Genomic DNA, 24,554 nt, shown 5'->3' on the forward strand with positions numbered 1-24,554 from the left:
ATGGACGGATGCCGGGCTTCCTGCGGCGGGACGTGCGTCCGTGGGACGTGTGGTGGGAGCTGCTGCCGTTCCCGCTGCTGGTGGTCTGCGCGGCCGCCGTCGCCCGGGACGGGGAGCAGCCGTGGCCGCAGCGCTGGCAGACCCTCGCCGTCGCCGGCGTCCTCGCGGTCTGGCACTGGTGGGTGATCTGCGCCCACCCGTCGTGGCCGGGCCGGTTGCCGCGGATGGCCGGGTACTTCGCCGTCGTGCTCGGGGTCACCTGGTGGCTGCTCGCCCGGGAGTGGATGTTCCTGCCGGTCGTCGTCGCCTGGTGCGGGATGGCGTTCGTGGCGCTGCCCGGCGCCTGGGCCTACGCCGGCGCCGCGGCGGCCGCGCTCCTGGCCACCGCCGCCAGCGACGGGCTCGGCCCGCCGGCCCGGTTCGCGATATGGGCGGCGTGGATGGCCGCGGCGAGCCTCTTCGGCGCGGCGTTGCGCTTCATGGAGGACCAGGTGGCGCGGCGGCACGCGACGGTCGAGGAGCTCCGGCTGGCCAACGCCCGGCTGGTCGACCTCGCCGGGGAGAACGCCGGCCTGCAGGCGCGGCTGCTCGCCGACGCCCGCACCGCCGGGGTCCGCGACGAGCGGCAGCGCCTCGCCCGCGAGATCCACGACACCCTCGCCCAGGGTCTCGTCGCGATCGTCACCCAGGTCGAGGCCGCCGAGGAGGAGCCGGACCCGTCGAAGGTGCGGCACCGCCTCGCCACGGTCCGTGAGCTGGCCCGCGACAGCCTCACCGAGGCGCGCCGCTCGGTGCGGGCGCTGCGCCCCGGCGCCCTCGACACGACCACCCTGCCGCGGGCGGTCACCGGCACCGCCGAACGGTGGTCGGACCTTGCCGGGGTGCCGGCGACGGTCACGGTGAGCGGCACCCCCGGCCGGCTGCACCCGGAGATCGAGGTGGCCGCGCTGCGCGTCGTGCAGGAGGGCCTCGCCAACGTCGCCCGGCACGCCGCCGCGACCCGGGCCGGCGTGACGCTGACCTATCTCGACGACGAGCTGCTCGTCGACGTCCGCGACGACGGCACCGGCTTCGACCCCGCCGCGACGGGCGGTGGGTTCGGCCTCGCCGGCATGCGGGAGCGGGTCACCGCCCTCGCCGGCAGGCTGCACGTGGAAAGCGCACCGGGCACCGGGACCGCGTTGAGCGCGGCGTTTCCCGCGGTACTGGTGGAGCCGTCATGACCGGCCCGGACCGGAGCGCAGCGGAGGTGGCGGCGTGACCGGGCCGGAGCGCAGCGGAGGGCTGGGCATCATGAGTGCAGTGGTTGGGTCGGGCCGACGCCGGAGCGCAGCGGAGGTGGCGGCATGACCGGGCCGGAGCGCAGCGGAGGGCTGGGCATCATGAGTGCAGTGGTTGGGTCGGGCCGACGCCGGAGCGCAGCGGAGGTGGCGGCGTGACCGGGATCCGGCTGCTGATCGTCGACGACCATCCGGTCGTCCGGGACGGGCTGCGGGGCGTCCTCGGCGCGCAGCCCGACTTCGTCGTCGTGGGCGAGGCGGCCGACGGCGAGGAGGCGCTGACCGTGGCCGGGCACGTCGCCCCCGACGTGGTGCTCATGGACCTGCGGATGCCCCGCCTCGGTGGTGCCGAGACGATCCGCCGGCTCCGCGAACGGCTGCCGGCGGTCCGGGTGCTCGTGCTCACCACGTTCGACACCGACCAGGACGTGCTGCCCGCGATCGAGGCCGGCGCCACCGGGTACCTACTGAAGGACGTGCCGCGGGAGGAGCTGTTCCGGGCGGTCCGCGCCGCCGCGCGCGGTGAGACGGTGCTCGCCCCGTCGGTCGCCGGGCGGCTCCTGGACCGGGTCCGCGGGCCCCGGCAGGCGGCGCTCAGCGCCCGGGAGGTGGAGGTGCTGACCCTGGTCGCGCAGGGCTGCGGCAACCGGGAGGCGGCGGCCAGGCTGTTCGTCAGCGAGGCGACGGTGAAGACGCACCTGCTGCACATCTACGGCAAGCTCGGCGTCAGCGACCGTGCCGCCGCGGTCGCGGCCGCCTATGAGCGGGGCGTGCTCGGCCGGTGACCCGGGTCGCCGACCGGCACGGCGGTGACGCCGTGCCGGTCGGGCGCGAGACTCAGCTCGACGAGGCGGAGGGCGACGGCGCGGCCGACGCGCTCGTCGTCGCGGCCGGGACGTACGGCACCGCGCTGCCCTTGACGTACTGGTCCCAGCTGGTCGACCAGTCGGTCCAGCCGTTGCCCCACTTCACCTGCTCCTCGGTGCCCTTGATGATGACCGGGTCACCGATGCGGGTCTGCTTCCACAGCCACTCCGCGTGCGCGGCGGAGATGTTCGTGCAGCCGTGCGACACGTTGCGCTTGCCCTGGTCGCCCTCCGACCACGGTGCCGAGTGGATGTATTCGCCGTCCCAGGTGAGGCGCTGCGGCCAGTACACCTTGGTCCGGTACCCGGCGGCGGAGTCCGCCGGGACGCCGTAGGTGGAGGAGTCGAACCACTCCCACTCGTTCTTGATCATGACGATGAAGTTGCCGCTGGCCGACGGGTTCTTCGGCCGGCCCAGGCTGACCGGGATCGTGCGCAGCAGCTGGCCGTCCTGGGTGACGGTCATCTGCTTGGTGGCGTTGTCGACCTCCATGACGAACTTCGGCCCGACGGTCGCGGTGAAGGAGACGTCGCGCTCGCCCCACCACTTGCCGTCCAGGTTCGTGCCGCCGGTGCGGGCGTTGACCTGGATCTTCGTGTTCGGCTGCCAGTACTCCTTCGGGCGGAAGTGCAGCTCCTTGCCGGTGAACCAGTTGAACGCGCCCTCCTGCGGCGGGTCGCTGGTCACCTGGATGCGCTGCTGGACCGCGGCCCGGTTCTCCTTCGAGACGTCGACGCCGAAGGTGATGATGACCGGCATCCCGACGCCGACGATCTGCTTGTCGTTGATGATGCTGGTGACCTTCCCCAGCTTGCCGGGCTTCGCCATCGTGGTGAAGGACGTGGTCGCCGTGGTCGGCTTGCCGTCGGTCGAGGTCGCGGTGACCGTCGCCGTGTACTTCGTGGAGTACTTCAGCTGCCCGGCGGGCTGCCAGCCCTTCCCGTCGCCACCGGCCGCGCCGGCGACCTCGGCGCCGCTGGGGTCGGTGAGCTTGACGGTGACGTTCGCCGCGTTCTTCGCCGTGTAGGCGACGTCGACGGCCGTCGGCACGTTGGCGGCGCCGTCGGCCGGGCCGCTGATCGCGAGCTCGACCGGCAGCGCGGGCGCGGCCTGGCTCGCCGAGGACTGCGGCTGCGACGCGTTCGCGCCGGACTTCGGCTTGCCGGTGCAGGCCGTCAGCACCAGGGCGGACGCGGCGACCAGGGCGACGGCCGCCCGCACGCGGCGGCGGCGCGGGGTGCGCGGGGGTGGTGTGTCTGTCATCGAGGTCTTCGCCATCCGGGTATGTCGGTCGCCGGTGCCCCCCGGCGAACTGATCGGTCAGTGCTACTGACGTTGTGGAGCACGTCGCGCGTTTACGGCGGTGGCCGTCTGATCACCCCATACCGCCCCGTCGTTCCCGTGAGGCTACCCTGACCGGTCCAGTTCGCAGACCCCGGACACGGCGCCTGAGATGCGCTGCAATGCAGTGTTTTCAGCGGTTTTCGGTGGACTGGCGCTCCGTCGGCGCTTGGATATGCTGGCGGCGATGCTGACTGCTCCGACCCGGCATATGCCCAGGGTTCTGCTGCTGCTGGTCTCCCTGCTCCTGGGGGTGGCCGCGTTCCCCGACCCCGCGGCCGCCGAGCCGGGCGAGGACGGGGGCCAGAATCTCACCGTCCGTCAGGCACTGGACAAGGCAAACGCCGAATACAACGACGCCAAGGGCCGCCTCGACAAGTCGACCGCGGACCAGGCGGCGATCGAGGCCGAGCTCGGCACCACCCAGACCCGGCTGACCGAGCTGGAGGCCTCGGCGGGGACGGTCGCCTCCGCCGCGTACCGTGGCCGCCGGGTCAGCCTGTTCAACGTGGTGGTCGGCAGTGAGAACCCCAATGAGCTGCTGCACGACATGTCGACGATCGAATACATGGTCTCCCGCGACGACAAGTCCCTGCGCGAGCTGGCCGAGACGCGCAGGAAGCTGGAGCAGCAGAAGGCGGACATCGCCGCGGCGGTCGCCAACCAGCAGGCCCAGCTGAAGATCATGGAGACCAACAAGAAGGCCGCCGAGGACGCGCTGCGCAAGGCGGGCGGCGGCGGGTCCACCACGGGCGCGCCGAGCGGCGGCAAGGTCACCACCAACCCGGTCGGCCGCAACAGCGACGGGTCCTACGCCAAGCAGGGCTGCTCCGAGGACGACCCGACCACCTCCGGGTGCATCAGCCCGCGGATGCTCAACGCCTATAACGAGGCGCGCCGGGCCGGTTACACCCACTACACGTCCTGTTACCGCAGCGGCGGCGGCGGCGATCACCCGGCGGGCAAGGCCTGCGACTTCTCCGCCAACGCGAAGACCTTCGTCAACGCCCGGGCCACCGGCGCCGACCAGCAGTACGGTGACGCGCTCGCCGCCTGGTGCGTGGCCAACGCGAAGAACCTGGGCGTGAAGTACGTCATCTGGTACAAGCGGATCTGGCAGCCCAGCAGCGGCTGGAAGTCCTACGGCGGTGACGGCACCCCCGCCGGCGACCACTACAACCACGTCCACCTGTCGATGCAGTAGCCCGCCGCCGGCAGGCGGGCCGTCCGAGCCGTCCGTGCCCGGGCGGTCACCGACCGCGCGGTCGCCGCCTCCGGCCGGGGCGGATCGCAACCGGTTTGCTCCCGGTGGTACCGGTCAGGTGGAGCCGCAGCACGCCGATGGCACGATCGGCGCTTCGGCTGGCGGAGCCGCCCGACGGTGGGACAGGAGACCCATGGCGCTGCGACCATCCCGAGTGCTCCGCCGCGGTGCTGTGGTCGGACTCGCGACCGTCCTGCTCGGGCTCACCGGTGTCAGCGTCGTCGGCACGTCCCGGACCCGGGCGTCCGCGGACGCCGCCGTCGCCGCGACCGGGCTCGCCGCCGCCTACGACCTGGCCGACGACGCCGTGGCACTGGAGCAGATCGCGGAGCAGCAGTACCGGCTGGAGCCCGGCGTCGGGCCGCGCGAGCTGCACCGCGGCGCGTCCGGCGCGCTCGACGTGGCGCTGCACGACGTCGAGCTGCGCGGCGCCGCCACCGACCGGGCGCTCGCCGCCAAGGTGCGGACCCTGCACGAGACCTACCTGACCTCGATGGAGCGGCTGTTCGCCGCCGTCGACGCCGGCGACACGGCGGGCGCGGCGGCCATCGACACCGCCGAGGTCGACCCGGTCGCGGAGGAGATCGGCAACCTCGTGCACACCGCCGCGACGGCCACCGCGGCGGACGCCGCCCGGTCCATGCGCGACCTGCACCGCGTCGAGGGCATCGTCTTCACCGCCACGACCGCGACGTTCGGCGTCGGGCTCGCGCTGCTCATCGCGTTCGCGTTCATGGCCGCCGGCTACCAGCGCCGCCTCCTGCGCCACGCGGCCGAGCACGAGTACCACGTATCCCACGACGCGCTGACCGGCCTGCCCAACCGGACCCTGTTCACCGAGTCGACGACCGGCGCGCTGCGCGAGGCCGGCCCTGGCGGCGCCGGGGCCGCCGCCGTGCTGCTGCTCGACCTGGACCGGTTCAAGGAGGTCAACGACACGCTCGGCCACCAGCACGGCGACGAGCTGCTGCGGCAGGTCGCGGAGCGCACGACCGGCGCGCTGCGGGCCGGGGACGTCGTCGCGCGGCTGTCCGGCGACGAGTTCGCGGTGCTGCTGCCCGGGGCGTCGGCCGCCGACGCCGTGGGGCTCGCCGCCAGGTTGCAGGGCGAGCTGCACCGCAGCTTCGCGCTCCACGACGTCGCCGTCGACGTGGAGGTGAGCATCGGCATCGCGGTGGCGCCGGAGCACGCCACGGACACCGAGGCGCTGCTGCGCTGCGCCGACATCGCGATGTACGCGGCGAAGGACAGCAAGACCGGCGCGACCCTGTTCCGCCCGACGATGCACATCGAGGACGGTAACCGGCTGCTGCTGCTCGGCGACCTGCGGCGCGCCCTGGACGTCACCGACCAGCTGTGCCTGCACTACCAGCCGAAGGTCCGCCTCGGCGACGGCCGGCCGTCCGGCGCGGAGGCCCTCGTGCGCTGGACCCACCCGGCGCGCGGGCCGATCCCACCCGCGGAGTTCATCCCCGTCGCGGAGACCACCGGGCTCATCACCCGGCTCACCCTGTACGTGCTGCGGATGGCGGTCGCGCAGGCCCGTTCGTGGCTCGACGACGGCCTCGTGGTGCCGGTCGCGGTCAACCTGTCACCGCGCTGCCTGCTGGACCCGGACCTGGTCGGGCACGTGACGCGGCTGCTGGAGGAGCACGGGCTGCCCGCCGACCTGCTGCGCCTGGAGGTGACCGAGACCGCCGTCATGGCCAACCCGGCCCTGGCCACCGAGACGCTGGTCGCGCTGCACCGCATCGGGGTGCGGCTGTCGATCGACGACTACGGCACCGGCTACTCGTCGATGGCGTACCTGAAGAGCCTGCCCGTCGACGAGCTCAAGGTCGACCGGACGTTCGTCATGCACATGGACGCCGACCCCGACGACGCGGTCCTGGTCCGCGGCGCGATCGAGCTCGGCCACAACCTGGGCATGTCGGTCGTCGCCGAGGGCGTCGAGAGCGCCGCGCACGTCGCCGCGCTGCAGACGCTCGGCTGCGACGCGGCGCAGGGCTACCACTACGCCCGCCCGATGCCCCCGGCCGAGCTGACCACGTGGCTGCGGACCAGCGCCGCCGAGGCGGCGCTGGCCGGCTGAGCCGTCAGACGTTGGGCTGGGTGCGCTGGATCTTGCGGTGCTTCAGGCGCAGCTTGAACGGCATCGTCGCGCTCTCGACCTTCGTGGCCGTGGTCATCTTCGACACGCCGTCGGTGCGCTCCTCGAAGCGGATCGGCACCTCGATGATCGTCTGCCCGAGCTTCGTGGCGAGGAAGTGCATCTCGACCTGGAAGCTGTAGCCGTTGGACTGGACGCGGTCCAGGCCGATCGTCCGCAGCGCGTCCGCCCGCCAGATCTTGAACCCGGCCGTCAGGTCGCGGATGCGCACCTGCAGCAGCGTGTGCACGTACAGGTTGGCCCATCCGCTGAGCGCCCGCCGGTACAGCGGCCACTTCTCGTCGAGCTGCCCGCCGGGCACGTACCGTGACCCGATGACCACGCCGGCCTGGGTGGACAGCAGCGCGCCGAGCATGCCGGGCAGCGCCTCCGGCGGGTGCGACAGGTCGGCGTCCATCTGCGCCACATACCGGGCGCCGTCCTCGAGGGCCTTGCCGATGCCGTCGACATACGCCCGGCCGAGGCCCTCCTTGCCGGGGCGGTGCACGACCCGGATCCGCCCGGGGTGCTCGGCGGCGAGCTTCTCCGCCACCTCGCCGGTGCCGTCGGGGGAGTTGTCGTCGGCGATGAGGATGCTCAGCCCGGGCAGTGGCAGGGCGAGCAGCCGGGCGACCAGCCGAGGCAGGTTGCCCGCCTCGTTGTAGGTCGGGACGACCACGGTCAGGGGCTCGTCACACCACGGCGACGGCAGCCGCACTGGTTCGATCATTCCCGGCCTTCCTCGATTCTGACGACGTTGCGCAGACCTTGTCAGACAAGAGGGTATCCACGTATGTCCGACCACCTGAGCACCGGCCCCGCCCTGATGGTCTATGGGCTGGCGGCGAGGAACAGGAACGCGGCGCAGATCGACAGGTGGACGGCGGCCTGGAGCAGGGTGGCGCGGCCGGGCATGACGGTGAGCACGCCGACACCGGCGGTGAGGGCGAGCAGCACGATCTGGGTCGCGCCGAGGCCGAGGTTCAGCGGTCCGGAGAGCCAGATCGAGGCGACGGCGATCGCCGGGATGGTCAGGCCGATGCTCGCGATAGCGGAGCCCAGCGCCAGGTTGAGGCTGATCTGGACCCGGTCGCGACGGGCGTTGCGCAGCGCGGCGAGGGTCTCCGGCAGCAGGATCAGCACGGCGATGACGACCCCGACGAACGAGTGCGGGAGCCCGAACCGGACGACGCCGGCCTCGATCGTGCCGGACTCGACCTTGGCCAGCCCCACCACGGCGACGAGGGCGACGAGCAGCAGCGCCAGGCTGACGAGCGCGTCGCGCATGGACGGGAACTCCGCGTGCTCGTCGGGGTCGCCGCCCTCGACCGGCAGGAAGTACTCGCGGTGCCGGACGTTCTGGACGATCACGAACAGCGCGTACAGGGTCAGCGACGCGACGGCGGCGAACGCCAGCTGCGGCCCGGTGAACCGCGGCGACGGCGCGCTGATGGTGAACGTCGGCAGCACCATGCTCAGCGTGGCGAGGGTGATGACGGCGGAGAGCGCGGCGCCGGTACCTTCGGCGTTGAACACCGCGACGTGGCTGCGCAGCGCCGTGACCAGCAGCGACAGCCCCACGATGCCGTTGCATGTGATCATCACGGCGGCGAAGACGGTGTCGCGGGCGAGGGTCGCCGTCCCCGGCCCGCCGGACACCATCAGGGCGATGATCAGGCCGACCTCGATGACGGTGACGGACACGGCCAGGATGAGCGACCCGAACGGCTCCCCGACCCGGTGCGCGACCACCTCCGCGTGGTGCACGGCCGCCAGCACCGACCCCGCCAGCAGCGCCACGACGACGACCTCGACGGGGATCGGCAGGTGCCGGCCCCACACCGCGATCAGGACCGCCAGGGCGATCAGCGGCAGGACGACGGCGGTCCGGTTCAGCGAAGTGCGCACGCGGGCATCTGACCGCCGTTGCACGCACGAAACATTCCCGCAGTTGATTCCAGCGCAGTAGATGGGATCATCGCGCGTCGGGGGGTACGTACGTGAACGTCAGGGAGGCAACACATGGACACGACCCGCGCGGAGCCGCGTAACGGCTTCGACCGGTTCTTCGACATCAGTGCGCGCGGCTCAACGTTGAGCCGGGAGATCCGTGGCGGGCTCGCCACGTTCTTCACGATGGCCTACATCGTGGTGCTCAACCCCCTCATTCTCGGCAGTGGCGTCGACAGCACCGGCGGCAAGCTGGCCATCGCGGCGGTCGCCTCGGCCACCGCGCTCGTCGCGGGCGTGATGACGATCCTCATGGGCGTCGTCGCCCGGTTCCCGCTCGCCCTCGCCGCCGGCCTCGGCGTCAACGCGCTCGTCGCGTTCGAGATCGCGCCCCACATGACCTGGGCGGACGCGATGGGCCTCGTCGTGATCGAGGGCGTGCTCATCGCCGTCCTGGTGCTGACCGGCCTGCGGGAGGCGGTGTTCCGCGCCGTACCGACGCAGCTGAAGACCGCCATCGGGGTCGGCATCGGCCTGTTCCTGGCCCTCATCGGCTTCGTCGACGCGGGCTTCGTGCGGCGCGTGCCGGACGTGGCCGGCACCACGGTCCCGGTCGGGCTCGGCATCGGCGGCAAGCTCATCAGCTGGCCGGCCCTCGCGTTCGGCGTCGGCCTGCTGCTCACCGTCGTGCTGGTGGTGCGCAAGGTCCGCGGCGCGATCCTCATCGGCATCCTCGTCTCCACGGTGCTCGCGATCATCATCGAGGCGATCGCCAAGGCCGGTCCCTCGTTCGTGGACGGCAAGCCCAACCCGAAGGGCTGGAGCCTCAACGTCCCCGTCCTCCCCGACAAGATCATCGACAAGCCCGACCTGTCGCTGCTCGGCCACTTCAACGTGCTGCACTCGTGGCAGACCGCCGGCGTGCTCATCGTGATCATGTTCGTGTTCACCCTGCTCATCACCGACTTCTTCGACACGATGGGCACGATGGTCGCCGTCGCCCAGGAGGGTGACCTGCTCGACGAGCAGGGCATGCCGCCCCGCACCCGGGAGATCCTCCTCGTCGACTCCGTCGCCGCGGCCGCCGGCGGCGCCGCCAGCACCTCCAGCAACACCAGCTACATCGAGAGCGCCTCCGGCGTCGCCGAGGGCGCGCGCACCGGCGTGGCCAGCCTGGTGACCGGCGCGCTGTTCCTCGTCGCGATGTTCTTCGCGCCGCTGGTGACCGTCGTGCCGTTCGAGGCGGCGTCCGTCGCCCTGGTCGTCGTCGGCTTCCTGATGATGACCGTCGTGCGGACCATCGACTGGTCCGACTACGAGATCGCCCTCCCGGCGTTCCTCACGATCGTCCTCATGCCCTTCACCTACTCCATCTCCAACGGCATCGGCGCCGGCGTCATCTCCTACGTCGTGATCAAGGTCGCCGCCGGCAAGGCCCGCGAGGTGCACCCGCTCCTCTACGGCGTGGCGGTCCTGTTCATCGTCTACTTCCTGCGGGGCCCGCTGGAACTGCTGTTCTGATCCGGGCGCAGGAGCGCGACGGTCACCGCACTAGCCTGGTGCGGTGACCGTCTTCGTCGTCGACCTGAGGCTGCTGTCACGGGTGACCTACCAGGGGCGGGAGATCGTCGGGCCGCGCCAGTGCGGCCTGCTCGCACTGCTCGCCGGCGACCCGCGCACCGGGTGCGGCACCGCCCGGCTCGTCGACGGCCTGTGGCCCGACGGGCAGCCGGAGCATCCGGCGAAGGCGCTGCAGGTCGTCGTGTCCCGGGTCCGGGCACAGGCCGGCGCCGACATCGTCGCCCGCACCGCGGGCGGCTACCGGCTGACCGTACCGCCGCCGCGGCTGGACACGTCGGCGGTGCTGCTGCACGCCGACGCCGCCGCCGACCTCGCGAGGGCCGGCGACCATGCCGGGGCGCTCGCCCGCGCCGATGAGGGCCTCGCGCTGTGGGCCGCGGCCGAGCCGGCCGACCCGGACCTCACCGACCCGCTCTCCGTGCTGCGCAACCAGCGTGCGGCGACCCGGCACGCGCTGCGGACCGCCCGCGCGCTCGCCCTGTCCCGCCTCGGCCGCCACGCCGAGGCCGCCGGGCCGCTCGCCGAGGCGTTCCGGCTGAGTCCCCACGACGAGACGGTCCTGCTGGAGCTGCTGCGGTCCGAGGACGCCACGGTGGGACCGTCGGCGGCGCTGGCCCGCTACGAGACCTACCGCGCGGCGCTGCGCGACGAGCTCGGCACCGACCCCGGCCACCCGCTGCAGGAGGCGCACCGGCGGCTGCTGCGCGCCGGCGCGCCCGCCGTGCGGCGCGGCATCCCGCACGACCCCAACCAGCTGCTCGGCCGTGACGAGGACATCGCGGCCGTCACCGCGCTGCTGGCCACGTCACGGGTCACGTCCGTCGTCGGCACCGGCGGGCTCGGCAAGACCAGGCTCGCCTACGCGGTCAGCCGCCAGGCACCCCAGCCGGTGGTGCAGGTCGTCGCGCTCGCCGGCGTCGCCGCCGACGCGGACGTCGCCCCCGCGGTCGCGTCCGCGCTCGGCATCGGTGTCCCCGCCGGCGGCTCCGGCGCGGTCACCGCCGTCGCCGGCGCGCTCGACGCCGGGCCCGCACTGCTCGTGCTGGACAACTGCGAGCACGTGGTGCGTGGCGCCGCCGACCTCGTCCGGGAGCTGATCGCGGCGACCGGCGACCTCCGGGTGCTGACCACCAGCCGGGCGCCGCTCGGCCTGTCGTCGGAGACGGTGTACCCGCTGCCGGAGCTCGACCTCGACACCACCGTCGCGCTGTTCCGGCAGCGGGCGCGGGCTGCCCGGCCGGGCGCCGACCTGCCCGCCGACGCCGTCCGGGAGCTGTGCACGCAGCTGGACGGCCTGCCCCTCGCCGTCGAGCTCGCCGCCGCCCGGGTCCGGGTCATGTCGGTGCCCGAGATCGCCCGCCACCTCGACGACCGGTTCGCGCTGCTGCGCGGCGGGGCCAGGGACGCGCCGCCGCGGCACCACACGCTGCACGCCGTCATCGACTGGAGCTGGACCCTGCTGGAGCCGGCCGGCCGTTCGGCGATGCGCGCCCTGTCGATCTTCCCCGGCGGGTTCACCGCGGCCGCCGCCCGCCATGTCCTCGGCGGCGACGTCCTCGCCGTGCTCGCCCAGCTCGCCGACCAGTCGCTGCTCAAGGTCACCGACACCGCGACCGGCACCCGCTTCCGGATGCTGGAGACCGTCCGCGAGTTCAGCACCGCGCACCGGGAGGCGGCCGGCGAGACCGCGCACGCCGTCGACGGCCTGCTCGCCTGGGCCGTGGAGTTCGGCGTCGCCGAGGTCGGCCAGGTCTTCGGCGCCGACCTCGTCCCCGCGGTCGAGCGGGTCCGCGCCGAGCAGGACAACCTGGTGCTCGCCCTGCGCCACGCCCTGGACCGGGAGGACGCCGCCGCGGCGGTGGCGGCCGCGGCGGTACTGGGCGGGCTCTGGACCGTCGAGGGCAACTTCGTGCGGATGACGGCACTGGCCAAGGACATCGCCCGGATCGTGTCGCACGCCCGCCCGGCACCCGCGCTGGTCGAGGCGGTCCGCACCGCGGCGCTGCTCGGCGCGATGAACGACTTCCTCATGCGCGAGCCGCTCCCCGGCCGCTTCCTGGTCGCCCTGCGCCGCCTGCCGCCCGGCACCTCCGACACCATGATCGGCGCCGCGGACCTCGTGCTGCGGGCCATGACCGCCGGCGGCCTGCCCGCGCTGTGCGACAGCGCCGAGCCCCTCGTCGCCGGCCTGGCCAACGGCGCCGCCAGCTACGTGAGCGAATACGACCAGGACATCGACGGCGCCCTGCTGGCCGCGCACCGGATGCTCGCCGCGTTCGGCGACGGCCAGCTGACGCCCATGCTGCGGGCCGTCGCCCACTCCCGCATCGGCGAGCTGCTGCTGCAGGTCGGCCGCGGCGAGGAGGCGGGCGTGCACCTCTCGGAGACCCTCGCCGTGCTCGACGAGCTCCGCCAGCCCGACGCCGCGTCGAGCGCCGCCCGGGTCCGGGGCGCGATCGCCCTCGCCAACCTGCAACGCGGCGCGGTGGACGAGGCGGAGCAGTGGCTCGAGCAGACCGGCAAGGGCGAGTCCGACGTGCTGATGTTCGGCTCCGGCGTCCGGGCGGAGATCCTCCTCGCCCGCGGCGACGTCGACGCGGGCCTGCGACTGTGGCGCCGGGTCGTCACCCACCTCCGGGAGACGGCCGGCACGCCCGGCGGCCGGGAGCTGCCCGGCTCGGCCTCGTGGGCGCTGGAGGTGCAGGCCACCGCGGTGGTCGCGCACGCGCAGCACGACCGTCTCGACCTCGTCCGGGACCTCGCCGCCGGCCTGCCGGACCTGCTGGAGCGGCTGCTGACCGACCCCGGCGCGGGCGCCGCCGTCGGTGACCCGGTCCGCGGTGCGCTCCTGCTCGCCATCGCCGTCGTCGACCTGTCACACGGCGGCCGCACCGGCGACGACCGCCTGACCGCCTCGGCGGTCAGGATGATCGCCCTGTCGGAGACGTTCCTGTTCACCCGCGGCTTCCAGCCCACGATGTCCGCCGGCCGCGCCCGCGACCTGGCCGAACGCGCCGACGCCGCCGCTTACCAGGCGGCGGCGTCGGCTTACACGGGCCTGGACCGCGACGCGCTGCGCGCCGCGGCCATCGAGGCGCTCGCCACGCGACGGGCCCGCACGGCCTGAGCGTCAGCGGCGCGGGGCGCGGTTGAAGACGGTGCGGGCCCACAGGTAGCCGGCGAAGGCGAGGCCCAGGCACCAGGCGACCGCGATGAAACCGCTGTTGCCGACCGGCGTGTCCATCATCAGCGCCCGCAGCGTGTCGATGATCGGGGTGAAGGGCTCGTTGGCGGCGAACCAGCGCACCGCGCCCGACATCGTCTCCGGGGTGACGAAGGCGCTGCTGACGAACGGCAGGACCTGCACGATGAGCAGGAAGCCGGTCGTGCCCTCCGGGGTGGGGGAGGCGAGGCCGATCGCGACGGCCAGCCAGGTCAGCGCGAGCGCCAGCAGCAGCACGAGACCGGCCGCGCCGAGCCAGCGCAGCGGGTCCCCGGTGGGGCGGAAGCCCATCAGCAGCGCCACCCCGACGACGAGGGTGACGCTCACGATCGTGCGGATCGTCGCGGCGAGGACGTGGCCGGTGAGCACGGACTGGCGGGCGATCGCCATGGTGCGGAAGCGGTCGATGATGCCCTCGGTCATGTCCTTGTTGACCGACAGCGCGGTGGTCGAAGCGCCGTAGCCGACGCAGACCAGCAGGATGCCGGGGACGACGTAGTCGATGTAGGAGGCGCCGGAGACACCGGAGATGCCGGCGCCGATCGCGCCGCCGAACACCCCGACGAACAGCAGCAGCATCAGCACCGGGATGGCGAGGGAGGTGACCATCGAGGCCGGGTACCGCAGCGTGTGCTTCAGGTTGCGGCGCAGCATCGTGGTGGAGTCGCTGACGGCGTGGCTCATCGGGCGTCTTCCTTCTCGGCGGTGACGGTCAGGGCGAAGAACACGTCGTCGAGGTCCGGCGTGTGCACGGACAGGTCGGCGACCTCGGCGCCGCAGGCGTCGAGCCGGTCCAGCAGGGCCCGCAGCGACGCCGCCCCGCCGTCGCCGGGGACCCGCAGGGTCAAGGTCTCGTCGTCGCGGGTGGCGCCGTCGAAGGCCCGGGCGGCCGCGTCGAGCCCGGCGGCGTCGGCGAAGCGCAGCTGGACGTGCCCGCCGGGGATCTGCCGCTTCAGCTCGTCCGCGGTGCCGGTCGCGACGATCCTGCCGCGGTCGAGCACGGCGATCGTGTCGGCGAGCTCGTCGGCCTCGTCGAGGTACTGCGTCGTCAGGAACACGGTGACGCCGTCGGCGACGAGCCGCCGGATGATCTGCCACATGGTGCGGCGGCTGCGCGGGTCGAGGCCCGTGGTCGGCTCGTCGAGGAAGATGACGCTCGGGTCGCCGACGAGCGTCATCGCCAGGTCGAGCCGGCGCCGCATGCCGCCGGAGTAGGTCGAGGCCGCCTTCTTCGCCGCGTCGACGAGGTCGAAGCGGGCCAGCAGGTCCGCGACCCGGCGGCGGCCCTCGGCCCGGCCGAGGTGGTGCAGGTCTGCCATCAGCTGGAGGTTCTCCTCGCCGCTGAGCAGGCCGTCGACCGCCGAGAACTGGCCCGTGACGCCGATCGTCGCGCGTACCTCGGCGGCCGCGCGACCGACGTCGTGGCCCGCGACGGACGCCTGGCCGCCGTCCGCCCCGATGAGCGTCGACAGGATGCGCACCGTCGTCGTCTTGCCGGAGCCGTTGGGTCCCAGCAGCGAGAACACCGTCCCGCGGGGAACCTCCAGATCGATGCCGTCGAGCACGACGTGGTCGCCGAACGACTTGCGCAACCCGGTCGCCACGATCGCCGACGGGGACGAGGTGGTAGCCACGTCCCTCCCTTCCAACCGCCGCTGTGACGCTGGTGCGCCACGACTGCGACGATCGTGCGGGAGGCCGCCTTCAGCGCGGTTTCACCGCCTTTCAGACCGCTTTCGCCTGCTTCATTTGCGCGGCGCGGTGCCCGCCACCACCTTGGTCGCGAGGTTGGCGCCGTTGGTCTGGGTGCCGGCGACGCTGACCTGCATCCCGGTCCTGACCGCGGTGAGCCCGCCGGCCGAGCCGTTGACGGTGACCGCGGTGCCCGCGGCCACGGTGAACCTGACGGTCTTCGGGCGGCTGTCCCGGAACATGTACGCGCGGGTCACGACGAGCGTCGAGTCGGTGGTGCGGACGGCGGCGACGGTGCCGACCACGGACACCGCGACGCCCGGCGCCGGCGTGGCGGCCGCCCACGCGTCGCCCGGGGTTGTGAGCTGACTTCCGGCGACCACGGTGGCGATCAGGCCCGCGGTGCGCAGATGACGTCGTGACACAGTGCCTCCAGGCGGTCGAACTGGAACCCGTAGCGTCCCGGACCCGGGTTGCGTCCCGGGTGCGGGACGGGTCCCGCCAGGTCACCGTCCTGGAAAGGAGGCCGCGGGGACGGTCAGGGACCGCCCAGATAGGACGAGAGCCGCCCGAGGTTGTCGTCCCAGTCGGCGGCCAGGGCCGCCAGGTAGCCCTGGGCCAGCTTGATCGGCTCGGAGCGGTGCCGGAAGAGCACCCGCCGGCCGCTGCCCGCGTCGCTGGTGACCAGGCCGGCCTCGGCGAGCAGGGCGAGGTGCTTCGCGACGCCCTGCCGGGTGATCGACAGCCGGCCGGCCAGGTCGGTCGCGGTGCTCGGGCCCCGCTCGGCCAGGCACGCGAGGATCGCCCGGCGGTTGGGGTCGGCGAGGGCCGTGAAGACGGCGACCGCCGCCTCCTGCGGGTCAGACGGCATCGCGGTCCGTCACATCGGGCATGGTCGCTCCTGCGGTGGCTGCGTGGCGATCCACCGTACCCGGGCCGCGCCCCGCGGTCACGACGGCCAGAACGTGACCGCCAGCGTGGCGATCCCGGAGCCGATCAGTGCGAACGCCCACACCCGGTCGGTGTCGAGCCGGGCCCTGGTCCGCACCGGGCGCAGCCGCAGCACCTCGTAGGCGACCAGCGCGACGACGCCCGCGGCGGCGACCATCGCCCCCGTGTGGACCGTCGTGGCCAGGATGCCGGTGATCGCCGATGCACTGCCGACGCCGTCGACGCCGTGGCCGTGGTGCGCGGCGGCGACCGGCACCGCGGCGAGCAGCGGGAGCAGGACGAGCCCCGCACCGTGCGCGGACGACATCACGAACGACCACGCGAGCAGGTCGGTCTTGCGCGGGCCGGGCCGGCGGCCGTGCCCGGCGGGGGACCGCAGCCGCCAGATGCCGAACGCGGCGAGGACGATCCCGCCGGCGGTCGCGACGAGCCGGGCGGTCGTGACCGACACCAGCGCCGTGACCAGCGTCGCGATCACGAACACGGAGGCGGCGTGGCCGAGCGCGATCGGGCCGAGCGTCGCGGCGATCGCCGACCGGCGCCGCTCCCGCACGCCGCCGGCGAGGGCGAGCAGCCACCCCATGCCCGGGTTGAGGCCGTGGAACGCCCCGAACCCGGCCAGCACCACGTACTGCCACGGCTGCATGATCCCTCCTCCCGGAACCAACGCTATAGCAACCATATGGTTGCGTCAAACGGGGCTCGCCACGGTCACTACCCGGCGCCGTCCGCGCCACGCCAGGGCTCGGACCGGCGGGCCCGAGAGCGGCGGGCCCGGCAGGGGTGGGCCGCCAGGCGGATCGGCGGAGGTCGGTCCGCCGGGGGCGCGCCGCCACCCGGCCGGTCCGCCGCGACCGGGCGGGCAGCGCCGCCCGCCGTTGCGGTCATCGATGCGGGACGGTCCGCCAGCATCCCGGCCAACGCGGTCTCCGGCGAGGTCACCAGTGCTAGACACAGGCCACCACACCCGCACCGACGAAGGGATCCGCGCATGCGGCACTCGATCCGCGCGACGGCGATCGCCGTGCTCGCCACGGCCGGGCTGATCGGGCTCGGCCCCTCGGCCGCCGGTGCCGAGGACCCGCCACCGATCGACGCGGGCTTCCCGACCGCGGCCACCACCGGCTACCCGCACGGTCTGCCGGGCGACACGCGGACGCCGGTGACGCTCACCCCGTACACGGGGCCGTTCACCATCACCGTCCCGGGCACGGTCATCGAGAACAAGCTCATCACCGACCGCCTCAACATCCGCGCCGCGAACGTGACCATCCGCAACAGCCTCATCCAGGTCACCAACGCGCAGGCGATCAACATCACGAACAACCCCGCCTACTGGGGGCTGAAGGTCATCGACACCGAGATCGACGGCACCCGCACGGACAACTCGGCCGGCGGCATCTCGCTCATCGGTGACGGTGGGTACCGGCTGATCCGCGTCGACGCGCACTCCTCCGGCGACATCGCCCGCGCCAACTGGGGCGGCGTCGCGATCATCGACTCGTGGCTGCACGACCCGTACTGCGTACAGGAGACCTGCCACAACGACGTCATCCAGACCACCGAGGCCAACTGCGTGCTCGGCACCAGCAGCATCGACGGGCTCGTCGCCGGCACCACGGACAAGGTCGAGGGCAGCTTCTGCGTCAAGATCCTCGGCAACCGGCTGGAGAACCCGTTCTCCCAGACGTCGCTGATGCTGTTCAAGGCCGACCAGGGCGACATCCACGACGTCCTCGTCGCCGGGAACCTGCTCAACGGCGGCGGGTACGGGCTCTACTGGTACGACCACAACGTCGGCACGTACCGCAGCACCCACGGCACCGTGCTGGACAACAAATGGATGCGGGCCCCGACCGGCGGCTACTTCGTCAAGGGCGGGCTCAACAACACCCACGCGTTCCGGGCGGCGCTGCTGCCGACCTGGTCCGGCAACCGCTGGGCCGACACCCTGGCCCGCATCCCGCGATGAGCGACAAGGTGGACGTCAAGACGAGCGTCAATCCGCCAGCCACTGCTCGTCGAGCGTCGCGTCGGCGAACGCGACGTGGCGGGGACGGCGCTTCGCCCGGTACATCGCCTCGTCCGCGAACCTGACGAGCTCCTCCGGGTCGATGGTCGTGTCGGACGCCCCGGCGACCGCGACCCCGATGCTGGTGGAGACGGTCACCGTCGCCGTGGACAGGACCAGCGGCTCCTCGACGGCGTTGAGGAGCCGCTGGAGCACGGGGGCGATCCGCTCCAGCGGGCCGAACTGCTCCAGCACCACGACGAACTCGTCGCCGCCGACGCGGGCCACGAAGTCGGTGCTGCGCACGGTCCCGGCCAGCCGCCCGGCGATGCGGATCAGCAGCTCGTCGCCGACGGCGTGGCCGTGCACGTCGTTGACCGGCTTGAAGCCGTTGAGGTCCAGGAACAGCACGGCCATCGGCCCGCCGCCGCGCCGGACCCGCTCGCCCGCGTCGCGGATGCGCCCGACGAGCCGCCGCCGGTTGGGCAGGCCGGTGAGCACGTCGTGCGCCGCCTCGTGCTCCTGCCGCCGCTGCTCGGTGACGTCGCGGTTGACGAACACGTAGCCGGTCGCCTCGCCGCCGCCGGCGGTGTGCAGCGCCGAGATCGACGACAGCACGGTCAGCGGTGCCGCGTCGGACCGCCGCTCCCGCAGCTCACCCTCCCAGCGGCCGTGCTCCGCCGCGACCTGCAGCATCTGCGGCGCGGAGACCTCGGTGCCGTCGCTGATGCACGCGGTCGCGAGCAGGGCGAGCAGGTCACAGCCGACCGCTTCGCCGGAGGAGTAGCCGTAGAGGCGTTCGGCGCCGGAGTTCCAGCTGACGATGACACCGTCGGCGTCGCAGGAGACGATCGCGTCGGAGATGGCGTCGAGCAGGTCACCCTGCCGCCGGGCGTCCTCGAGCAGCTCCAGCGTCGCGGCGAACGCGTGACTGTGCTCGATCACCCCACCGGCGACCGCGGCCACCGCCTCGACGAACTCCACGTCGGCGTCGGGGACCGCCGCACCGCCCGTGCGCAGCATGCCGAGCGCGCCGATGACCGAGCCGCGCGCGACGACCCGCACCACCCTGATGCCGTTCGCCGCGTCGGTACCGCGCAGCGAACCCGCCACCGCGTCGAGCAGCGCTCCGGCGACGGCCGGGTCGGCGTCGCCCGAGGTCCGCACGGCCCCGCCGGTGAGCGCGCCCACGACGCAGCAGTCCGGCAGCTCCGCACCGATGGCGGAGACCAGACGCTCCAGCAGGTGACCGTCGTCGGCCGGCGCGTCCAGCATGCGCACGCAGACGTCGGCCACCGCGCGCAGGCGGGACACGGGGTCCTATCGGCCGCAAACGGCGCGACTGAAACCTTTACGGCCTCAGCGTTCGCCGGGGCGGGTCGCGACCCGCAGCGCGCCGGCGACGAGCAGCGCCGGGCCGGTGAGCGCCACCGCGGTCCGCAGCGCCGGCTCGTACTGCGGGCCGCCGCTCTCCGCCGTGCTCACCGCCACCGCGGAGAACGTGCTCCGGTCCGCCAGCTCCGACAGCGCCATGACGCTCCACCAGGAGCCGGTCAGGTCCGACTGGGTCACGGCGGCGTGGACCGCGACGATCGCCGCGCCGGCCGCCACCCACCAGCGGTGGTCCGCCCGCCGGCCGGCGAGCACGAGCAGCAGCAGGCCAGCGGCGGCGATGAGCAGCCCCGGCCACACCGCACGGGCCGCGGGCAGCAGCTCGCCGGCGTCGGCGCCGGCCCACCGGTCGGCGAGGATCGCGGCGGCCAGCACCCCCGCCGCGACGGCGGTCGCGACCGTCCGGCTCCGCCGTGCCGCGCAGGGCAGGGCGTGCACGGCGACCGCGAGCAGGACCACGGCGCCGAGCTGGACACCGGTCGTGGTCAGCTCCCGGCCGAAGGCCCGGCACGCGACGTCCAGCATCGCGGCGAACTCGGCCTTGTCGGGTGGCCCGTACGCGAACCAGCCCACGTCCTCGGGCCGGTTGGTGCTGCGTACCAGAGCGGTGGCGGCGAACAGGAGCGCACCGCCGGCCAGCGGCCAGCGCACCCGGGGCGCCGCGTCACGGGCGCGCAGGGCCGGCCAGGCCAGCACCGCGAACGCCACCGCCGCGCACCGCAGGGACACCTCGGTCGCCGAGAACGCCGCGGCGACGACCGCCAGCACCCCGGTCAGCGCGAACCCCGCCACCACCACACGGGGGATCTTAGGCTCACCGATGTCGCGGGGTCGCCAGGCCGGCCGTGTAGGCGATGACGACCAGCTGCGCGCGGTCGCGGGCGTGCAGCTTGGCCATGGCGCGGTTGATGTGGGTCTTCGCGGTCACCGGACTGATGAACATCCGGGCGGCGATCTCGTCGTTGGACAGTCCCTGCGCGGCCAGGGCCACGGCCTCCCGCTCCCTCGTGGTCAGCTCGCGCAGCGCGGTGGCGTCGGGTCGAGGCGGCTGGGTGATGTACCGGTCGATGAGCCGGCGGGTGATGGACGGCGCGAGCAGCGCGTCGCCGCGGGCCGCGACCCGCACGGCGTGCAGGAAGTCCTCCGGCAGGACGTCCTTGACGAGGAACCCCGCGGCGCCGGCCCGCAACGCGTCCAGGACGTATTCGTCCAGCCCGTAGTTGGTCAGCACGACGACGTGCACCGCGGCCAGGGCCGGGTCGGCGGCGATGCGCCGGGTCGCCTCGATGCCGTCGACGACGGGCATCCGGACGTCGACGAGGACCACGTCCGGGAGGTGCTCGCGGGCCAGCGCCACGCCCTCGGCGCCGTCGCCGGCCTCGGCCACGACGGCGATGTCGTCCTCGGCGTCCAGCAGCGCCCGGAACCCGCTGCGGATGAGCGGCTGGTCGTCGACCAGCAGGACGCGGATCACGGCACCCGCGCGACGGGGAGCTCGGCGTGGACGGTGAAGCCGCCCTCCTCGCGGGGCTCGGCCCGCAGCCGCCCGCCGAGCGCGGTCACCCGCTCCCGCATGCCGAGCAGCCCGACCCCGGGCGCCGGCGGGGACTGCGCGGTGGCGGTGCCGTCGTCGTCGACCCGCACGACGACGGCGTCCGGCCGGTAGCCGATCCGGACCGACGCGCTCCCGGCGGCGGCGTGCCGGGCGACGTTGGTCAACGCCTCCTGCACGATCCGGTACGCCGTGCGCTCCACCGCGACAGGAACGCCGGCGCGGTGCCCCTCCACCGTCAGCGACGCGTCCAGCCCGGTCGCCCTGGCCCGCTCCACGAGGCCGGCGACCTGGTCGAGGCCCGGCGGCGGGGCGGTGTCGTCGTCGCGCAGCGCCTCCAGGGTCGCCCGGAGCTCGCGGGCCGCCTCCCGCCCGGCGTCACGGATGACGAGCAGCGCGTCCGGCACCGGCTCGCCGCGCTTGTGCGCCAGGTGCACCGCCGCTTCCGCCTGCACCTTGATGACCGAGATCTGGTGGGTGAGCGAGTCGTGCAGCTCCCGCGCGATGTGCAGCCGCTCCTGTCCGGCGCGGCGCAGGGCGGCCTCCTCGCGCGTGCGTTCGGCCTCGTCGGCGCGCCGCTCGGCCTGGCGCAGCGCCTCACCGGCCGCACCGGCCGCGATCAGCCACGCCAGCTCCAGCACGCCCCGGGCCTGGATGAACGCCGCGCCCGCGGGCAGGCCCGACACCATCGCCGCCACCGGCAGCCCGGCCAGCAGCGCCACGCTGACCGCCACGGTCGCCGCGCGGCGCCCGGCCCGCATCGCGGCGTACACGGCGACGAGATACGCCACGGCGAACACGTTGAACCCGGCCGCCCGGTAGCCGACCGCGCACACAGCGGCCGCGATCAGCACCGCGACGGGCGCCCGGCGGCGCGCGGCCAGCGCGAGACCACCGGCCGCCAGCAGGACGTGACCGGCGAGCGCCGGGCCGGCAGGATCCTCGGCGCGACCGGCGAGCACGAGGACGGCCGCCACGCCCGCGGCGAGCGCCCAGTCGCGGATCCCGATGCGCGCAACGCCCATGAGGCACCCTAACCGGACCCGTGGCCCGGCGACTCGTGCGCGAGGACCAGATCCGGCTACCGCGCCCGCAGTAGATCCGGGCCCGCTGCCACGTCCGCGGCAGCCGGCGACGCCGACGCCCGCACGATGCGCCCGGGCGCGGCGGCCGACACGATCGACGGCATCGAGCCAGGCACGACACAGGAGGAAGCCATGTCCCTCGCTCTGCTGACCGCCGGCCGGGTCCTCGCCGCCACCCCCGGCCTCACCACCGACCGGGCCTTCGCCACCGTGGCCGCGCTGGTCGCGGTGGGCGGCGTTGTCACCGGCGGGCTGGCCCTCGCCGGCCGCCGCGGTCTCCTCGGCGGGCGGGGACCCCTCGTCGCCCTGACCGCCGGGGCCGCCGGGATCGTCGCCGGTGCCGTGGTGGTCCTCACCGCCGACGGTGGCCCCGGCACCGGCAACGGCATCGTCGGCGGGTACGCCGCCCTGGCCGCCGGCCTGATCGCGGTCGTCCTCGGCGGCGTCGCGCAGGCCCGCTCCCGATGACCGAGCCGGCCGCCGGCCGCGGGCGAACTACATCGGTGTACTTATCGATCATGTCTTCCCGCTGGTGAACGGGCTGTCGTAGCGTCGGGTGGTGAGCGCGGCGATGCAGACACCCGACGGCACGTGGCGTGTCGAGGTCGGCGGGGTCGGTTCCGTCGCCTGGTACAGGCTGATCGGCCCGGGCGTGTCGCGGGCGGTGCCGAGCGTGGACAAGCTCGCCGACGCGCTGCTCGAGGTCGGTGTCGAGCTCGGCGACTTCGTCGACCCCGGCGCCGCTCAGACCGCCACGGGGTAGTGCTTCCGGTCGTACATCTCCCGGTCGGCCGCCGCGACGAGCTGCTCGGCCGTCACCGGCGCCCCCGCACCGGCCAGCGCGGACCCGATCGTCACACCGACCTCGACCCGCCGGCCCGCGACCCGCATCGGCGCGGCGACGACCTCGCGGAGCCTGCGCCGCAGCGTGTCCGCCTGCGCCGCGTCGATGCCGTGGCAGACGATCAGGAACTCGTCGCCGCCGATCCGCCCGACCAGGTCGCCGGGGCGCACCGTGGCCCGCAACCGGGCGGCGACCTGCCGGAGCACCTCGTCGCCGGCGAGATGCCCGAGGGCGTCGTTGACCGGTTTGAAGCGGTCGAGGTCGCAGTACAGCACGCCGGCGCCGGCCCCGGTCGACTGCTCCAGCCGGGCGAGCACGCCGCGCCGGTTGAGCAGGCCCGTGAGCTCGTCGTGGCTGGCCCGGTGGGCGAGGGCGTCCTCCGCCTCGGTGCGCTGGCGCAGCAGCTGCCCGATCCGGGCGACGACGAGCGCGATGACCACGAGCGTGCCGAGACTCAGCAGCGCCGCGTCCGGCTCGCCGCCCCACAGCACCGGCAGCGCGCCGACGACCGGGTTGATCGCGAGGACGGCGCCGAGATGCAGCAGGCGCAGCGTCGGCCGCTCGGGCTGCCGCTCGACCGGCTCGGTCAGCGTGACCGCCGCCGGGTGCAGCGCCGCGGCGCCGAAGCTCAGGTACGCGACCGTCCACAGCGCCGGGGCCAGCTGCGTCGCGGCAGGATGGGTCAGGCCCGCGGTCAGGACCGACGCGACGGTGCCGGCCAGCCCGAGGGCGATCGACGCGTAGAGGTACCGCAGCGACCCGGACCCCATCGTGCGGGCGATGCGGCGCACCGAGCCGAGGGTGGCCAGCAGCGCGAGCACGTTGACCAGCGCGAGCAGCTGGACCGCCGCCGGCGCGTGCTCCGCGGCGAGCCTCGGCCGCAGCACGAACTCCCACAGCGGCCCGGCGGCGCCGACCCCGATCAGCGCGGCGTCGATGATCCCGCCGCCGTCACCGGGCGTGTGCCGGGTCACCACGACCGCGCTGCCGGACAGCAGCCCGAGGAACCCGGCCGCCATCAGGCACGGCGCGAGGAGCCCGCCGCCCGGCGTCCGGATGCCGACGGTGGCGCCGAACCCGATCAGGTTCGTCGCCGTCAGCAGCGACAGCCCGGCGAGCGCCAGGTACCAGGGCCGCGCGGCGCCGGGCCGGCGGGTGCGCAGGTGCCAGCCGATCGCGGCGGCCGGGACGAGCCCGCTGAGGACCATGACACACGCCTCCGCGGGCCCGTCGAGCGTGAGCAGCGCCGTCACCGTCACGACGACGGCCAGCGCGTACGCACGATGCAGCATCGCCATCACGGACCCCTCCAGCACTTCAACCGCGGGAAGATCGCCCGCGCGTCCGCCCGGCTGAGCGGAACGGGCACGCG

The 24,554-nt window shown here is 73.9% G+C and carries 22 protein-coding genes; 9 read left to right on the forward strand and 13 right to left on the reverse strand.

Annotated elements, in window-relative coordinates; translation table 11 throughout:
* The first annotated feature begins 8 nt into the window (after nucleotides 1-8).
* Nucleotides 9-1,223 carry a sensor histidine kinase gene (locus ACZ6TV_RS19700; RefSeq protein ID WP_465298641.1) on the forward strand — a complete coding sequence of 405 codons (1,215 nt, stop codon included), beginning with the start codon at nucleotides 9-11 and terminating at the stop codon, nucleotides 1,221-1,223.
* Between the two features lie 212 nt (nucleotides 1,224-1,435).
* Complete coding sequence (locus tag ACZ6TV_RS19705) at nucleotides 1,436-2,065, forward strand: response regulator (RefSeq protein WP_465298642.1); 630 nt, start codon at nucleotides 1,436-1,438, stop codon at nucleotides 2,063-2,065.
* Between the two features lie 52 nt (nucleotides 2,066-2,117).
* On the opposite strand, the gene ACZ6TV_RS19710 is transcribed toward ACZ6TV_RS19705, so the two are convergent.
* Nucleotides 2,118-3,410: a L,D-transpeptidase gene (locus ACZ6TV_RS19710; protein WP_465298643.1), complete on the reverse strand. Its 1,293-nt coding sequence runs from the start codon at nucleotides 3,408-3,410 to the stop codon at nucleotides 2,118-2,120.
* Nucleotides 3,411-3,675: 265 nt separating this feature from the next.
* On the opposite strand from ACZ6TV_RS19710, the gene ACZ6TV_RS19715 reads away from it, so the two are divergent.
* Nucleotides 3,676-4,692 (forward strand): coiled-coil domain-containing protein, encoded by a 1,017-nt coding sequence (locus tag ACZ6TV_RS19715; protein WP_465298644.1) that lies wholly within the window; start codon nucleotides 3,676-3,678, stop codon nucleotides 4,690-4,692.
* A 232-nt stretch (nucleotides 4,693-4,924) separates the two neighbouring features.
* Entirely contained in the window at nucleotides 4,925-6,844 is a 1,920-nt protein-coding gene (locus tag ACZ6TV_RS19720) for a putative bifunctional diguanylate cyclase/phosphodiesterase (RefSeq protein ID WP_465298645.1), read from the forward strand.
* Between the two features lie 4 nt (nucleotides 6,845-6,848).
* On the opposite strand, the gene ACZ6TV_RS19725 is transcribed toward ACZ6TV_RS19720, so the two are convergent.
* Both ACZ6TV_RS19725 and ACZ6TV_RS19730 read right to left on the reverse strand, forming a co-directional pair.
* Entirely contained in the window at nucleotides 6,849-7,631 is a 783-nt protein-coding gene (locus tag ACZ6TV_RS19725) for a polyprenol monophosphomannose synthase (protein ID WP_465298646.1), read from the reverse strand.
* A gap of 101 nt (nucleotides 7,632-7,732) precedes the next feature.
* The gene (locus ACZ6TV_RS19730; protein WP_465298647.1) at nucleotides 7,733-8,809 is read right to left on the reverse strand and encodes a calcium:cation antiporter; all 1,077 of its coding nucleotides are present in this window, start codon (nucleotides 8,807-8,809) and stop codon (nucleotides 7,733-7,735) included.
* A gap of 114 nt (nucleotides 8,810-8,923) precedes the next feature.
* Between ACZ6TV_RS19730 and ACZ6TV_RS19735 the strand changes: the two genes are divergently transcribed.
* Both ACZ6TV_RS19735 and ACZ6TV_RS19740 read left to right on the forward strand, forming a co-directional pair.
* On the forward strand, nucleotides 8,924-10,372 hold the full coding sequence (locus tag ACZ6TV_RS19735) for an NCS2 family permease (protein ID WP_465298648.1): 1,449 nt from the start codon (nucleotides 8,924-8,926) through the stop codon (nucleotides 10,370-10,372).
* A 43-nt stretch (nucleotides 10,373-10,415) separates the two neighbouring features.
* A complete protein-coding gene (locus tag ACZ6TV_RS19740; protein WP_465298649.1) occupies nucleotides 10,416-13,559 on the forward strand; it encodes an ATP-binding protein in 3,144 nt (1,047 codons plus the stop codon).
* A gap of 3 nt (nucleotides 13,560-13,562) precedes the next feature.
* On the opposite strand, the gene ACZ6TV_RS19745 is transcribed toward ACZ6TV_RS19740, so the two are convergent.
* The 5 genes from ACZ6TV_RS19745 to ACZ6TV_RS19765 all read right to left on the reverse strand — a co-directional run bounded on the left by ACZ6TV_RS19745 (nucleotide 13,563) and on the right by ACZ6TV_RS19765 (nucleotide 16,944).
* The gene (locus tag ACZ6TV_RS19745; RefSeq protein WP_465298650.1) at nucleotides 13,563-14,339 is read right to left on the reverse strand and encodes an ABC transporter permease; all 777 of its coding nucleotides are present in this window, start codon (nucleotides 14,337-14,339) and stop codon (nucleotides 13,563-13,565) included.
* Nucleotides 14,336-15,289, reverse strand: coding sequence for an ATP-binding cassette domain-containing protein (locus ACZ6TV_RS19750; protein ID WP_465298651.1), 954 nt, complete (start codon nucleotides 15,287-15,289; stop codon nucleotides 14,336-14,338). The genes ACZ6TV_RS19745 and ACZ6TV_RS19750 overlap by 4 nt, the downstream gene beginning before the upstream one ends.
* A gap of 111 nt (nucleotides 15,290-15,400) precedes the next feature.
* A complete protein-coding gene (locus ACZ6TV_RS19755) occupies nucleotides 15,401-15,772 on the reverse strand; it encodes a hypothetical protein (RefSeq protein ID WP_465298652.1) in 372 nt (123 codons plus the stop codon).
* A 113-nt stretch (nucleotides 15,773-15,885) separates the two neighbouring features.
* Nucleotides 15,886-16,218, reverse strand: coding sequence for an ArsR/SmtB family transcription factor (locus tag ACZ6TV_RS19760; protein ID WP_465298653.1), 333 nt, complete (start codon nucleotides 16,216-16,218; stop codon nucleotides 15,886-15,888).
* A 78-nt stretch (nucleotides 16,219-16,296) separates the two neighbouring features.
* Entirely contained in the window at nucleotides 16,297-16,944 is a 648-nt protein-coding gene (locus ACZ6TV_RS19765) for a hypothetical protein (protein ID WP_465298654.1), read from the reverse strand.
* Between the two features lie 345 nt (nucleotides 16,945-17,289).
* Between ACZ6TV_RS19765 and ACZ6TV_RS19770 the strand changes: the two genes are divergently transcribed.
* A complete protein-coding gene (locus tag ACZ6TV_RS19770) occupies nucleotides 17,290-18,270 on the forward strand; it encodes a hypothetical protein (protein WP_465298655.1) in 981 nt (326 codons plus the stop codon).
* Between the two features lie 27 nt (nucleotides 18,271-18,297).
* Here the strand turns inward: ACZ6TV_RS19770 and ACZ6TV_RS19775 are convergent, their stop codons facing one another.
* Genes ACZ6TV_RS19775 through ACZ6TV_RS19790 form a run of 4 tightly spaced genes read right to left on the reverse strand, consistent with a single transcriptional unit; the run spans nucleotide 18,298 to nucleotide 22,278 of the window.
* Nucleotides 18,298-19,623, reverse strand: coding sequence for a diguanylate cyclase domain-containing protein (locus tag ACZ6TV_RS19775; protein WP_465298656.1), 1,326 nt, complete (start codon nucleotides 19,621-19,623; stop codon nucleotides 18,298-18,300).
* Nucleotides 19,624-19,668: 45 nt separating this feature from the next.
* Nucleotides 19,669-20,499, reverse strand: coding sequence for a hypothetical protein (locus ACZ6TV_RS19780; protein ID WP_465298657.1), 831 nt, complete (start codon nucleotides 20,497-20,499; stop codon nucleotides 19,669-19,671).
* A gap of 16 nt (nucleotides 20,500-20,515) precedes the next feature.
* Complete coding sequence (locus ACZ6TV_RS19785) at nucleotides 20,516-21,175, reverse strand: response regulator (protein ID WP_465298658.1); 660 nt, start codon at nucleotides 21,173-21,175, stop codon at nucleotides 20,516-20,518.
* Nucleotides 21,172-22,278 carry a sensor histidine kinase gene (locus ACZ6TV_RS19790; protein WP_465298659.1) on the reverse strand — a complete coding sequence of 369 codons (1,107 nt, stop codon included), beginning with the start codon at nucleotides 22,276-22,278 and terminating at the stop codon, nucleotides 21,172-21,174. Before ACZ6TV_RS19790 ends, ACZ6TV_RS19785 begins: the two co-directional genes overlap by 4 nt.
* A gap of 192 nt (nucleotides 22,279-22,470) precedes the next feature.
* Here ACZ6TV_RS19790 and ACZ6TV_RS19795 point away from each other — a divergent pair, with 192 nt between their 5' ends.
* Entirely contained in the window at nucleotides 22,471-22,806 is a 336-nt protein-coding gene (locus ACZ6TV_RS19795) for a DUF6223 family protein (protein WP_465298660.1), read from the forward strand.
* Between the two features lie 91 nt (nucleotides 22,807-22,897).
* On the forward strand, nucleotides 22,898-23,101 hold the full coding sequence (locus ACZ6TV_RS19800) for a hypothetical protein (RefSeq protein WP_465298661.1): 204 nt from the start codon (nucleotides 22,898-22,900) through the stop codon (nucleotides 23,099-23,101).
* Here the strand turns inward: ACZ6TV_RS19800 and ACZ6TV_RS19805 are convergent.
* A complete protein-coding gene (locus ACZ6TV_RS19805; RefSeq protein WP_465298662.1) occupies nucleotides 23,083-24,480 on the reverse strand; it encodes a diguanylate cyclase domain-containing protein in 1,398 nt (465 codons plus the stop codon). The genes ACZ6TV_RS19800 and ACZ6TV_RS19805 overlap by 19 nt on opposite strands.
* Nucleotides 24,481-24,554 lie beyond the last annotated feature (74 nt).

Source organism: Dactylosporangium sp. NPDC051087, from assembly GCF_055586325.1.